At 62.0% G+C, this 12,523-nt stretch carries 12 protein-coding genes; 8 read left to right on the top strand and 4 right to left on the bottom strand.

From position 1 onward, the window contains the following. Positions 1–114 precede the first annotated feature (114 nt). Positions 115–1,404: a substrate-binding domain-containing protein gene (locus tag AB1286_RS25510; RefSeq protein WP_430366016.1), complete on the bottom strand. Its 1,290-nt coding sequence runs from the start codon at positions 1,402–1,404 to the stop codon at positions 115–117. A 347-nt stretch (positions 1,405–1,751) separates the two neighbouring features. Between AB1286_RS25510 and gspF the strand changes: the two genes are divergently transcribed. From gspF to AB1286_RS25540, 6 genes are all read left to right on the top strand, one after another. Further along, positions 1,752–2,969: a type II secretion system inner membrane protein GspF gene (gene gspF, locus AB1286_RS25515; protein WP_430366017.1), complete on the top strand. Its 1,218-nt coding sequence runs from the start codon at positions 1,752–1,754 to the stop codon at positions 2,967–2,969. Continuing rightward, the gene (locus tag AB1286_RS25520) at positions 2,969–3,463 is read left to right on the top strand and encodes a GspH/FimT family pseudopilin (RefSeq protein ID WP_430366018.1); all 495 of its coding nucleotides are present in this window, start codon (positions 2,969–2,971) and stop codon (positions 3,461–3,463) included. Before gspF ends, AB1286_RS25520 begins: the two co-directional genes overlap by 1 nt. A 149-nt stretch (positions 3,464–3,612) precedes the next feature. Further along, positions 3,613–4,365: an STN domain-containing protein gene (locus AB1286_RS25525; RefSeq protein ID WP_430366019.1), complete on the top strand. Its 753-nt coding sequence runs from the start codon at positions 3,613–3,615 to the stop codon at positions 4,363–4,365. A 23-nt stretch (positions 4,366–4,388) separates the two neighbouring features. After that, complete coding sequence (locus AB1286_RS25530) at positions 4,389–4,937, top strand: RNA polymerase sigma factor (RefSeq protein ID WP_430366020.1); 549 nt, start codon at positions 4,389–4,391, stop codon at positions 4,935–4,937. 8 nt (positions 4,938–4,945) lie between these two features. Further along, positions 4,946–5,971, top strand: coding sequence for a FecR family protein (locus AB1286_RS25535; RefSeq protein WP_430366021.1), 1,026 nt, complete (start codon positions 4,946–4,948; stop codon positions 5,969–5,971). Between the two features lie 223 nt (positions 5,972–6,194). Beyond that, on the top strand, positions 6,195–6,485 hold the full coding sequence (locus AB1286_RS25540) for a FecR/PupR family sigma factor regulator (protein ID WP_430366022.1): 291 nt from the start codon (positions 6,195–6,197) through the stop codon (positions 6,483–6,485). A gap of 125 nt (positions 6,486–6,610) precedes the next feature. Here AB1286_RS25540 and AB1286_RS25545 read toward each other — a convergent pair whose 3' ends face one another. After that, complete coding sequence (locus tag AB1286_RS25545; protein ID WP_430366023.1) at positions 6,611–7,411, bottom strand: hypothetical protein; 801 nt, start codon at positions 7,409–7,411, stop codon at positions 6,611–6,613. A gap of 191 nt (positions 7,412–7,602) precedes the next feature. Between AB1286_RS25545 and AB1286_RS25550 the strand changes: the two genes are divergently transcribed. Then, a complete protein-coding gene (locus AB1286_RS25550) occupies positions 7,603–9,195 on the top strand; it encodes a type II toxin-antitoxin system Phd/YefM family antitoxin (protein ID WP_430366024.1) in 1,593 nt (530 codons plus the stop codon). Here the strand turns inward: AB1286_RS25550 and gspK are convergent. Both gspK and AB1286_RS25560 read right to left on the bottom strand, forming a co-directional pair. Continuing rightward, positions 9,192–10,184 (bottom strand): type II secretion system minor pseudopilin GspK, encoded by a 993-nt coding sequence (gspK, locus tag AB1286_RS25555; RefSeq protein WP_430366025.1) that lies wholly within the window; start codon positions 10,182–10,184, stop codon positions 9,192–9,194. The genes AB1286_RS25550 and gspK overlap by 4 nt on opposite strands. Before the next feature lie 52 nt (positions 10,185–10,236). Next, positions 10,237–10,794, bottom strand: a complete 558-nt coding sequence (locus AB1286_RS25560; protein WP_430366026.1) for a hypothetical protein — start codon at positions 10,792–10,794, stop codon at positions 10,237–10,239. A gap of 357 nt (positions 10,795–11,151) precedes the next feature. On the opposite strand from AB1286_RS25560, the gene AB1286_RS25565 reads away from it, so the two are divergent. Next, a complete protein-coding gene (locus AB1286_RS25565) occupies positions 11,152–12,327 on the top strand; it encodes a TIGR03032 family protein (RefSeq protein ID WP_430366027.1) in 1,176 nt (391 codons plus the stop codon). Positions 12,328–12,523 lie beyond the last annotated feature (196 nt).

Raw genomic sequence — 12,523 nt, forward strand, 5'->3', positions numbered from 1 at the left:
TCCACGGCATTGCAGACCGTGTCGCACTCTTACTAGTCCAACAAGAAAAACTGCGGCGCCGGGACAAGCCCAGGGCCGCAGCGCCGCAACTACTCAGCGGTGAGAGAAGATCGATTAACGGCCTTTACCCGCGCACACCGTGGCGTTGCCGATATCGAGGTTGAGACCGCTCGTATTGCTCAGGAAGTCGGCTTGGATGGCGGCTTGATAGGACGACGGAACCGTGTCGAAGCCGTTGCCATGAACGATCGAGGCGAACGAGGCGTTGGTGTAGTGGTTCGTCAAGTAGTCGTGAACAGCCGTCGTGACTGCCGAGGCGGCGTAGCACTGGCTGACGAGGATTTCGCTCGTGCCGGACACGGGATAGCCAGAGGCAGGGTTGCCCGAAGCGGGAACCCAAGCAGCCGGGTTCGAAGCCGTCAACTTCGTCGGAGCCGAGGCGCTGCTAACCGCCAACGTCGCATTGGCAGCCGTCGGCGCGTAGTACGTACTGTTCGTGGCATTGCGCAAGCTAGCCACAGCCAACGCAGGCGAAGCCGACGAGCTCGACGGAGCGAGGAACGTGTTCGTGTAATCCGGGCTCAGGTAAGCAACGGCGGCCTGCGAGCCGGAAGTTTGATAGCTGAGCAGCGTCGAACGAACGCCACCGCTGCCAGCGGCGCCAACGAAGTTCGACGGCGGCGTGTTGCTCGGGAAGTTGCTCACGAACGTCAGGCCATCGGAGAACGTAACGCCCGTCGCCGTGTTCGACGTCGTACAAACGGCGTGCAGGTGGCGCGTCAGCAGTTCCGTCGTGCCGCTACCGTCCGTACGGTAGACAACCTTGATCGGCATGCTGGTTGCCGAATAGAACGAGCCGTTTTCAGGATTGACCACTGCGTTCCAATCCGTGATCTTGCCCGAGAAAATACCGCACAGATCGTCGTCGTTCAGCGCGATGCTATGCGCCTGGCCCGGCGTCGTTTGCGGCGTCGTCGTGCTCGTCACGGCGGGGCCGTTGACGACGGGAACCGTGATCGGCGTGACGATGTACGGAATTTGGATCAGCGGACCGTCAACCGTCGCGAGACCGCTCTTATAGGCCGTGATTTGCGCGGTCGTCAGCGCGGCGTCGCTGTTCGCGAAATCGACCGTACCCGTCACCGTAGCGCCGAAGTACGTCGGTTGGTTGTTCAGGAAGGCATTTTGACCCGCGCCCGAACCAACCGAGTAGTACGTGAACGTACCTTCGGTCGTGCCGAACAGACCGATTTCCGTATTGAGGTTGCTGACGTTACCAATCGTCGGAGCGACGAGCGACGAACCGCCGCCTTGCACGAGCGGCGAGGCCATGGCGACGGAGGCGCCCATGCCCGAAACGACGAGAGCAAGGATCTGACAAATCTTGCGTTGACTGGATTTCATGAGTTTCCCTAAACGAAGATAAACGGAGAACTTGCTTATGCGGCCGGAATGGCTGAAGTGCCGCGGAAGCAATGTAGGATGAAATCCGATTTAATCGTGTGAATTTTTAATAACGGATGGTACGCAACATTTTTTGCGAGGCCGATGGCCAAGAATTGAAAACGATTTAAAGCTGTAGCAACGCAGAAAAACATGAATTTCGAAAAACTCACTCGAATTCGAAGATGTTGCCCACCATCCGTCATCATTCCGACCACATTGCCCCTTACTCTGGCCCATAGCCGTCACTTCGGGCGCGGCGGCAACTTATTGGCACTGAAGCAATTCGGGCGATCGGGGAGCACGAGATGTCGGCATTCCGTTACGAGGCGATCGATCTTGCCGGCAAGACGGCGCGTGGCGTGTTGGAAGCAGATAGCGCTCGCGCAGGGCGAGGCGTGCTCCGTGCGCAAGGCTTCACGCCACTACTCGTTGAACCTGCCGCCGGCGGAAAACAAGCGGGTCGCCAAGGCCGATCGACACTCGGCCGCAAACTCTCTCAACGCGAACAGGCGGTCATCACGCGCCAACTCGCGAGCCTGCTTATTGCCGGTCTCCCGTTGGACGAGTCGCTATCCGTTCTTTCGGATCAAGCCGAGCGCGATTACGTGCGCGAATTGATGGCGTCGGTTCGGGGGGAAGTGGTCGGCGGGCATTCGCTCGCAAACGCACTGGCGCAACATCCGCGCGATTTCCCCGACATTTATCGCGCGCTAGTCACGGCCGGCGAGCACACCGGTAAGCTCGGTCTCGTGCTCTCGCGTCTCGCGGACTATATCGAGCAAAGCAACGCCCTTAAACAAAAAATCGTATTGGCGTTCACCTACCCGGGCGTCGTTACATGCATCGCATTCGGTATCGTCGCATTCCTATTGAGCTATGTCGTTCCGCAAGTCGCGAATGTCTTTAGAAGTACGAAACAAGATTTGCCGTTCCTGACGGTTGCAATGCTCGCGCTATCGGACTTCGTTCGACATTGGTGGTGGGCGGCATTGGCGGCGGTCGGCGTTGCAATCTACGCCGTTCGAACCGTGCTTGCTCAAGCGGGCCCGCGCCTCGCCTTCGATCGATGGGCGCTGACGGCACCGCTCGCAGGAAGGCTCGTTCGCGGGTACAACACGGTGCGCTTCGCCAGCACGCTCGGCATCTTGACGGCGGCCGGCGTGCCGATTCTGCGCGCATTGCAGGCAGCCGGCGAGACATTGAGCAATAGAGCGATGAGCGAGAACGTCGACGATGCGATCGTGCGCGTACGCAGCGGCACGTCGCTTTCCCGCGCGCTCGGCAACACGAAGACGTTTCCCCCGGTGCTCGTGCATTTGATTCGCTCCGGCGAAGCCACGGGCGACGTCACCACAATGCTCGATCGTGCATCGGAAGGCGAAGCGCGCGAACTCGAGCGGCGCACGATGATGCTCACTAGCCTGCTCGAGCCGCTCTTAATTCTAGCCATGGGCGGTGTCGTACTCGTCATCGTCTTGGCCGTCATGATGCCGATCATCGATTTGAACAACATGGTGCAGTAATGCAGCGCCGAACGCTGCACGCGCCGTGTCCTCGGTCTGCCGCGGGCTTCACATTGCTGGAAATGCTCGTCGTATTGCTGATCGTCGGTCTGCTAACGGCCGTCGTTGCGCTTGCGCCGTCGCGCAACCGCCGCAGCGATCTCTCCGAAGAAGCGCAACGCCTCGCGACGCTGTTGGAATCGGCCGGCGACGAGGCGCAGGTGCGCTCTTCCGAAATCGCTTGGGAGCCGGGCGGCGGAGGCTACCGTTTTTTTCTGCGCGACGACGGCGGTAAATGGCGGCCGATGAACGACGAGCCGTTTCGCGGTCGCCATTGGAGCACCGATATCACAGACGTGTCGATCCGCTACAGCGGCAGCGGCAAGACCCTTTCGCGGATCGTCTTCGGCGAAGAAAGCATTGCGCCGCAGGTGACGATCACGCTGTCGTCCGGTACGGCGCATCTGAACGTGATCAGTACCGGAATCGGCAATTTTGTCGTCCGTCAGCGGTGATCGCTTGGATAGTGATCATCGCGCCAACTCGCGTCCGTTTCACCGGACTGTCACAGTCTTTTCCTACGATGCGACGTTCGCTCGTTTCCTGACCGCGACGAGTGCCGCCGCAGCCTGATCGCGCGCCGCTCATTTCCGGCCTTTGACCGATGACTTTTTCATGGGCGCCGGCCGGTGTCCGGTCGCTGATCGCATGTCTGCCGCTGATCTTATTCGTGCATTGCGCGGCGGTGCAAGCGCAACAGCAAATGCAAACGCAAGTACCGGAAGGCGCCGAGGCGTCAGCCAGCAGTGCGGACCGTACGCATCCGTTTCATCTCGCGCCGCAGCCGCTTGCCGAGGCATTGAAGACGTTTCGCCACCTGAGCGATCTTGCGATCTTGGCGCCGGCGCCGCTTTTGGACGGAAAGACGAGCTCAGCGGTGGAAGGGGATTTACGAACGCGCGAGGCGTTGGAGCGAATGTTGAATGGGACCGGTTTGCACGCTGAATTCACCGGACCCGACGAGGCGATCATCATGGCCGACGCCGCACCGCCCCAACCCGCGCAAGAGCAGGCGACCGGCGTGCCGGCCGATGCGCCGATCGGGGGCATCGACGGCAACGAGACGCGTCGGGCCTTCGCCGCGGTGTTGCAAGCGAATATGACGCGCGCACTCTGCGCGAATCCCGCCGCGGTGCCGGGTAGTTTCCGTCTGCTCGCGCGGTTGCGGATCGACGAAAACGGGAGGGTGGTGAAGGTGGACGTCGTGGAATCGAGCGGTTTAGCTGCGCGCGATGCCGCAGTAGCGCATGCGCTGCGCGGCCTCGCGCTCGATATGCCGCCGCCGCCCGGCCTGCCGCAACCCGTCGCGGTTCTGCTGCGGCCGGCCGGCAACGGCGTGCATATTCGCTGCCCCTAACGCGGCCACCGGAATTCGTCGCCATGTCCGACAGCTCCCGCTCACAGCTCAAACAGCTCCTGGCCGAGCGCTATGCCTATTTGGTTCGCCGCTTGGAACGCGTGACAGGCTCGAAAGAGCGCGCATCGGACGCGTTGCACGAAACTTGGTTGCGCCTGGAGAATGCGAACGTGTCGGCCCAAGTCGCCAACGCGGATGCCTATATCCTCGGCATGGCCAACAACGTCGCCATCGATCAACACCGGCGCGAGCGGCGGCATCTGCATGAGGACGATGTCGACAATTTGCTCGAAGTGCCCGATGAACTTGCCAACCCGGAAAGGATCGTAGCAGCACGCCGCAAAGTCGAAACGCTAAAGGAAGCGCTGCGCGGGTTGACGCCGCGCCGACGCGATATTTTGCTGGCCGCACGCGTGGACGGCTTGTTGAACCGCGAAATTGCCGAACGTTTCGGTATTTCCTTGCGTCTCGTGGAAAGCGAACTCAGTGCGGCGATGAAGCATTGCATGCAGTGCATGCAAGACATGGGCGATGCGTATCCTGGCTCGAAAGGCGGGCCGCGTAAATTTTGAGCGGCGTAATGATGACGAAAGCGCGAGTCGATTTCTCAACCGATACAGCGGAAGGCCCGCACGAGGAGGCCAGCCAGTGGCTGCTGCGCCTGCGCTCGGGCGCGGCTACGCACGCCGATGCGCAGGCGTATCGCGACTGGTGCGCCAAAGCGCCCGAGGAAGCGGCGCTGCTCTCCGGGACATGGAGCGCGCTGCGCACGGCCGCCGAGGAGGTCGCGCAAGAGATTGCCGAGGAAAAACGCGCGGGCGTTTCGCCGTGGGCGGAGGCAGCGCGCAAGCGGCGCGCGGTCAGCACGGGCCGCCGTGCGTTCGTCGGCTTCGCCGTCGCGGCCGGTGCGTCATGGCTGGCGCTGCGCCCGCCGCTCGGGTTGTGGCCTTCGGTCGGCGACCTGGCCGCCGACTATCGAACCGGCACCGGCGAGCAGCGGCGGATTGCGCTTTCCGAACGCGTCACAGTCGAATTGAACACGCAGACGAGAGTCGATGTGTTGTCGGCGCGAACGGCGGCCAGAGGCATCGAGCTTTTGGCCGGCGAAGCCGAGATCGACGCCGGGGCACCGGCGCTTGCGCAAGTAGGCAACGTGCGACCGGTCACCGTAGTTGCCGGCCGCGGGCGGATCGAAGCGGCCGTCGCGCGCGTGAACGTGCGCAAAACAGGCGATCAGGTTTGCGTGACCTGTATCTCAGGAGCCGCCGTGCTCGATCACCCGGTCCGGCGCGTATCGCTGCGAGCGCAGGAACAAGTCGTCTATGACGACCGTCGCGTCGACACGATCTCTTCGGCGGATGCGGCGCAAGTCAGCGCGTGGCGACGTGGCGTGCTCGTGTTCGACGGCGTGCCGGTGTCGCAGGTCGTGGCGGAAATCAATCGTTATCGTCCCGGCAAAGTCATTTTGCGCAGCGTGACGCTCGGGCGCAATCGAATGCAGGCCCAGTTCCCCATCGCCAAAGTCGACGACGTCCTCGATATGCTCGCCAAGCTTTACGGCGCACACGTGACACGTCTGCCGGGCGACATCGTTCTCCTGAGTTGATCGTCTAGCCCCTTACCCAACCCACTCTCGCGCCTCGATCCTTGCGGGTTACGCGCGCTCCATTCGACCTTATCCAGTAAGGCCGGCCTAGAAGCGGCCACCGAGGGGGCCGAAGCCGGCGGCAAGACGCGACGGCCGTGCTGCGCATTCGATCCACCGCTCGTCGCGGTGCCGGGATCGTTGCGCTCGGGCGCGCTCGCGCCCACTGCAATCGAAGGTCGCAATGATCAAGCGAGCTACGCAGGCGGAGGGACGCTATTCAACGACACAAGTGCTGTCCAGCGACGCAATCGAGGGCGCCGTCCGCTGGCTGCTGCGTCTGCGCTCGGGGCCGCCCCACCGCATACGACAAGCCAACTTTCAACGCTGGTACGCGCAAAGCGCCGAACACGCGCAAGCATTAGAGGAAGCACTCTGGATTTGGCGCATGCTGGGCTCGCGCGCCATTCTTGAAGCCGTCATGTCCGAGCAAAACGCCGCGGCATCTAGCGGCCACGATATCCACGACGGATAGCCGGCATCTGCGGGTTACGTCCGCTCGTTTCGACCTAGAGATTGAGAGCTTCGACGCACGATGTCGATGAACGTAGCGATAGATACACGCCGAGTTGGGCGCGGTGCGCATTGTGGCGCACGCGCCTAATCGGGCGCGGCTTTCCATGCCGCGTCGAGCGGATCGTCGACGCTGCGATAAGGCTCGAGCAAAAAGGGAAATCGATCGGATAACGCAGCAGCTTTTCGCAAAGCCACCATATGGTCGACCATCCATTGCAGCAGCTCGCTACCTTGCCGAACTTGATCGACGTGCCATCTCGGCATCGCGTCGAAGAGTGCGGAGAAGCCGTCCCAACGCGAGCTTCGTCCGTTGGCTTGCGGTTTGATATAGGTCTTCAGGCAAATATCGTCGCTTGCCGTCATATCGCCGATAAAAAGTCCCTCGTTGCCCGGCACGCCAATCTGCTTCCATCCTTCGACGAGCGCAAGCGCGCGCATCACGCGAGCGAGGACGAACGCGATATTCGTTTCCTGCTCGATGTCGGCGAGCGAGGTCGTCCCGTTGCGTTGCATGCAGCGCGCGACGGCATGCGGGCGTACGACTGTCGAAGCAAAGCTCTTGAGCACGAGTTCGGGCACGATCAATTGCAGTTGAAACTCGCGCAAGCCGTGCTCGGCGCTCATCGTAGAGAAATTGACGAACAGCCCTTGCGCCTGTCCGAGCATGCCCACATAGGGCTCCAATCCGAGCCGGGCGAGCTTGGGCGCGACTTGCCGCGCGAGCAACCGCATCAAATTTCGGCGCGTGCGCTCGCCCGCGAAGCGCTCGAGGCACTGCGCCACGAGGTCGGCGATTTCGGCGCGACGCTCCTCCGCCACCATGCGGGGAGATCGGCTCAAGTCGAAGCGGGCGCGTCCATGCGCGACGCGAGGGTCTACGAACATTCCGAAGCCTCATGGGTACGCCGGAGCACCCGGCGTGCTGGGATGCAGTATTCGCAAGGCGTCCGATTGCACGAGATGGTCGGACGACGAAACGTGTGCGTCAAGTGCTCCTTGGCGGATATGACCGATCGGGCGGTCGACTCAACATTGACGGAGTGAATCAGGTGATACGCACGGTCGTGGAGCGCTTCGTGGAACACAGTCCGGCCGCCGTGATGGCGAGGCTGGTCATGCAGTGGTCGTTGCAAGCGGAATCGGCGCAAGATCCGAGTGAGAAGGAGGAGGAAAACGAATTCACGCGGGAACAGGTTTTCGCGCTCATCGTCCAGGCTTTGGCGCCGATCGAGATGCGCGCCGCTAACCCAGCGCGTGACGGATGCATCCTCGCGCCGGAATTCGCCTCGCTCGTGACCGCGTTGCACGACAAGATGAGTCGCGTGCATCCGCAATGGGCGCGCTCGCTCATTGCCGATAGCGTCGACGTGCTACGCGCGGCTAGCATGCCGCTCGCGAACTCGCCCTGGCCTGTCGCGTCTGGGTATCGGCTGCGCGTGCTGGGGTTTCCCACTGCAACGGTGCGTGTAGAGGCTGCGGAGCGTGTTATCCCCAGCACTGAATCATGGCCGATGGTCCTGCCCGTCTACGATCCCGGTCTTGCGATGATCGTCGATCTGCTGCCGTACAATCGGCCCCGTACGCGCGGGCCCCGGCTCGAATTGCAATCGGTGCGTACGGGCGAGCTATGGATTGTCGACGAGCACGTCGACTCCCGTGCCGTTCTAATGAACTGGCCGAGGCAGGGGGGCGCCTTCATCGTCGGCGAGGCCGGTGCGGGAACGGAATACCAGCCGACTGACGAGCCGAGCGCGCAAGGGACTTTGAACGGCGGAACGGTATACGAGCATACGGTCGCAGCGAATGACGAGACGGGCGGCACGTTCTCTTTGCGACGCATCGTGTGGCGGCCCGATGGTGTCGATGCCGATGCCGCCGAATTCAACGGCGGGACGTTCTCGATTCTGACGAACGCGCCGTCTCATCAGCTCGACGCAGTGGAAGCCGTTCGATTGTTTCGCACGCCGTGGCGCGAGCGTGCCCCGCTTCCGATCGAGTCGCTCGTCGACGAGACGCTGCTTGCGGCCGTGCCGCCGAGAGCAGCTTGGCTGGCGAGCGGGTTCGTCGCGCTCGCCTACAACATGCTGAGTACGATGTTGCGCGTGGTGGGGTCGACGCTCGAATTGGAGGAACGCGAAGTCGCTAAGCTCGTGCCGCGCATCACCACGGGTATTAGTGCAGCTTATACGGGCATGATGATCGCGTTGCCGCCCGAGGATTGGCGGCGCTTCGACACCTTGCCCGATTCGGAAGTGCGCGAGATTTTGTGGCGGCTTGCGATCCATCTCGACCCGCGCAGCGAGCGTCGTAAGCGCCGCGATCAGCGTACCGATACGAAAACGCAGGCGAGCCTGCGTGCAGCGACGTTGGAACGATTGCTGCGCGACGACGGCGAACTTCATGCCGCCGGTCCGTTCAAGCCTCATACGATCGCGATGGCCACGCGCGATTTCAGCGCCAATCCATCGCGCGCGTTGCGCTATGCCAATGAGTCGCTCGTGATGGTCACCAAATACAATCGCCCGATCGCGCTGCTGGTGTCGATCGACGATTGGAACCGGCTCATGGGCGAGGTGCGCGAAACGAACATCGAACGTGTTTCGTTGGAATGCGCCGGCCATAGCGGCGGCGATTGCTCGACGATGTTCGGCGAGCGCTCGTTCAACTAGCTCGCCAGGCGATGGACCCAAACGACTTGGGTCCAACTGAAATTGCCGATGCCATAACGCGCGATCAATGTATCGATGCGCACGTTGATCCGTGCGCCATGCACGCGGCAGTGTACGAGAAAATAACCGCTGTCCACGCCGACGAGCGCGCCGTCGGGCAGCGTCGCCCCGGCTTGGGTGGGTGCAAGATACTCCGCAAGTTCGCCGGTACTGACGAAGTGCGCCGTCGCCCGCCGTTCGGTGATGCGGCGCGCTTGGCTCGCGGCAAGCGTCGGGATCGCGGCAACGAGAACCTGCTCCGAAGCCGTATTTGCGTTGACGGTCGTGATATCGGGCAAAAACGTCACATAAGGCGTGAGCGCGGCTATCGCATGCGCATCGTAGCCGTCCACGCGCGCGAGATCGGCGGCCCCAACGAGTTGTAGCGGCCACTTGCCTTCGGTGGGGGCTTGGCTAAGCGAGCGTGTCATGTAGTCGGCCGTGCGCTTCGCGAGCGCCGGGTCGAGCGACAGTCCTTCAAGTAGCCGGCGATAGGCCAGAACGGCCGCCGCATTTGCGTGCCAAGGCTGACCGGGTGCGGTCCGCTCGACGAGATCGCTCAGATTCAGGCGCGCCTGCGCATCTTCCACGCTGCCTGAGATCCAAGCACGAGAGAGTTCGCCGTTGACCGCCGCCGCGCTGGGCGGCAATAGGTCGGCAAGTCGTGTATCGCTGACCGGTACGGCCCACGATTGTCCGGCATAGGTGACGTTCGATGTGATCGTCTGCGCCCGCAACGTAGCGCGCGCCCATTCGACGGCCGCGCGTTCCGTCCACATCGTTTGCATCGATAGCCGTTGATTTTCCACATCGCGCGTGGCGACCTGCTCGCGCCAAAGAACGCTCGCGGCGAGCGTTGCCGTGAGGGCAACGACGAGTAGAACCGTGACGATGGCGATACCGCGCTCGCGCGGCGTAGCCGTGCGACGTCGTCTATTGGGCGCTCGCATGGATGAAGTTGCGCTCGGTTGCCGGTTGGATGAAGGAAGCAGCACGTTGGCGTTACGGCTCGAAAGCGAGCCACGCGTGCAAGATGCTGGCATGCGCAGATGACGATATGCCGAAGCCCGCGGCTAAACCGACGGCCCATAGCGCGAGCAATTCAGGGCGAAGCAAGGCCTGTGCGGACGCCAACGGGTCGATCAAGGTCGCAATCGAACCGGTGGCCCAAACCAGCAGCAAGAAGAGTCCGGCGGCCGATGCGGCGCCGATCCCGAAGTAGTAGCGGGCTGCCCCAGCGCGCGTGACGAATGCATCGCGGTAATGCCGTTGATTAGATAGCACGATGGCCATCGCATTCGCGAGCGCCACGGCGATCAGCGCGCCGGGCCAAAACAGCGGCTGGTCGCTGCGCGGGTCGACGACCAGCAACGCGGCGACGAAACAGAACGGCGGCGCGGTCAGGGTGACGAGTGCCCATGACGCGAATTGCCACGCATACCACGGCTTGCGCCACTGTAAAGGCAATACGTAACCGTATGCATCCTCGTCATTCGAGATGGCGCGGGCGGCGGTATTTCGCGCCCTAAGAAGCGCCATCAACCCGCTTGTTATCGACATGAAAACGTTTCTCCCGATACGTCAACGTATACACGCTAAGACGCAGTCGGAGGGCATATCCCGCAACGCCCCATATATACGATCGTTGTCATAAAAAGTTGCGACATCTGCTACGACGATAAGCGGTAGAAGCGTTCTTGTTCGTATTGATCCGAGCGATACGTCATATGTCCACGCGATGACAAGTGCGTAGACGAACGACTTTAAAAAAACCATGCGGCAATAGGCGTCGTATTCCGTCTATTGACTTGAGCACCGAGATTTATCGAAAGCTCTAGTTTGGGGCGATCGGTGCGCGCACAACGAATCTTGTACTTACATACGCGTCCGAGGCCGACGCGGGGAGCCGACCCACAAATGAGCGAGCACGATACCGGGCGGGGTAGTGAAGAACAGGCGCTAGCCGCGAGCGATGCGAGCCCATTCGAGACATTGGAATTGGCGGACGATGCCGCGCTGATCAATCTGCGCGATACAGGGCGCTTCCTCGAAGTGCTGGCCTCGCTCAAATGCTCGCTGGCATTGAGCCGTCGGCCGTCGGGCGTCGCCTTGCTCGGCGTGGAAAACGGTATTCCAACGCTTTCCGCCTGCGTCTTGCCGCGCTCGATGGGCATGACCGTTTCGGGCAATCGGCTTGCGGTGGCGACGATTCAGGAGTTGATGATGTTCGCCAACGTGTCGACGCTCGCACCGCATTACCCGGCGAGGCCGGGGTATTACGACGCGATGTTCGTGCCGCGCATGACGTATTACACGGGCGACCTCGATTTGCACGATATGGCATTCGATAAGCAGGTCGTACTGGCGGTCAACACGCGCTATTCGTGCATTTGCGTCATCGACGGCTATTTCAATTTCACGTCGATTTGGCAGCCGCCGTTCATCACCGATTCGCGGCCGGACGATCGATGCCATTTGAACGGAATGGCGTTTCATGGCGGAAAGGTCCGCTACGCCACAGCGCTCGGCGATACCGATGTGCCGTTCGGTTGGCGGGCGAATATGGCCGATGGCGGCATCGTCATGGAAGTCCCGTCCGGACGCATCGTCGCACGCGGACTGTCGATGCCGCATTCGCCGCGCCTCATCGGCGGTCGCCTGCACGTACTCGAGGGCGGACGCGGGCAGGTCCTGCAAATCGATCCGGTCACCGGCGACAAGCGTGTCTTGGCTACGTTGCCGGGCTTTACGCACGGCTTGGCCGAATACGGCGGCGTGTTGTTCGTGGGCTTGTCGAAGCTGCGCGAGAAGCGTGGGCCGCAGGGGCTGCCGATCGAGCAGGAGCGGGAAACGCTGGTCGCGGGTGTCGCCGCGATCGACGCCGGCAGCGGCGAAGTGCTGGGCATCTTGCAGTTCTACAACGGTGTGCATGAGGTCTTCGACGTACAAGTGCTGCCGAACGTCTTACGGGCCGAGATCTTGAGCCCGGGCGAGTGGCGCGAAACGCCGTCCATCGCGACGATGACGAGCGGCTTTTGGCAAACGCGGCCCCGCGAAGAAGACGAGGACGCCGGCGCGAGCGGCGGAGCGTGATCGCGATGCGACTTTTTTTGCGGGTTACGCGCACTCGCTTCGTCTTAGTGTGTGAGTGGCCTTAGCGATCGGCGGTTACGCGATCGAACCATTCGTTAGGAATACTAATCGATTGTCACGCGGTTGAAACATCTTTTTGCAAGCACTGTACGAAGGAGGCGCGAGGAGATGCACACGCTGACGAACCGACGTGGCG

The organism is Trinickia sp. NRRL B-1857 (assembly GCF_050470685.1).
Taxonomy (GTDB): Bacteria; Pseudomonadota; Gammaproteobacteria; order Burkholderiales; family Burkholderiaceae; genus Trinickia.

Excerpts from the sequence above, each read along its gene's own strand:
- AB1286_RS25565 (WP_430366027.1), top strand. The coding sequence starts at position 11,152 with ATGAGCGAGCACGATACCGGGCGGGGTAGTGAAGAACAGGCGCTAGCC.
- AB1286_RS25525 (WP_430366019.1), top strand. The coding sequence starts at position 3,613 with ATGACTTTTTCATGGGCGCCGGCCGGTGTCCGGTCGCTGATCGCATGT.
- AB1286_RS25530 (WP_430366020.1), top strand. The coding sequence starts at position 4,389 with ATGTCCGACAGCTCCCGCTCACAGCTCAAACAGCTCCTGGCCGAGCGC.
- gspF (WP_430366017.1), top strand. The coding sequence starts at position 1,752 with ATGTCGGCATTCCGTTACGAGGCGATCGATCTTGCCGGCAAGACGGCG.
- AB1286_RS25545 (WP_430366023.1), bottom strand. The coding sequence starts at position 7,411 with ATGTTCGTAGACCCTCGCGTCGCGCATGGACGCGCCCGCTTCGACTTG.
- AB1286_RS25560 (WP_430366026.1), bottom strand. The coding sequence starts at position 10,794 with ATGTCGATAACAAGCGGGTTGATGGCGCTTCTTAGGGCGCGAAATACC.
- AB1286_RS25510 (WP_430366016.1), bottom strand. The coding sequence starts at position 1,404 with ATGAAATCCAGTCAACGCAAGATTTGTCAGATCCTTGCTCTCGTCGTT.
- AB1286_RS25540 (WP_430366022.1), top strand. The coding sequence starts at position 6,195 with ATGATCAAGCGAGCTACGCAGGCGGAGGGACGCTATTCAACGACACAA.
- gspK (WP_430366025.1), bottom strand. The coding sequence starts at position 10,184 with ATGCGAGCGCCCAATAGACGACGTCGCACGGCTACGCCGCGCGAGCGC.
- AB1286_RS25535 (WP_430366021.1), top strand. The coding sequence starts at position 4,946 with ATGATGACGAAAGCGCGAGTCGATTTCTCAACCGATACAGCGGAAGGC.
- AB1286_RS25520 (WP_430366018.1), top strand. The coding sequence starts at position 2,969 with ATGCAGCGCCGAACGCTGCACGCGCCGTGTCCTCGGTCTGCCGCGGGC.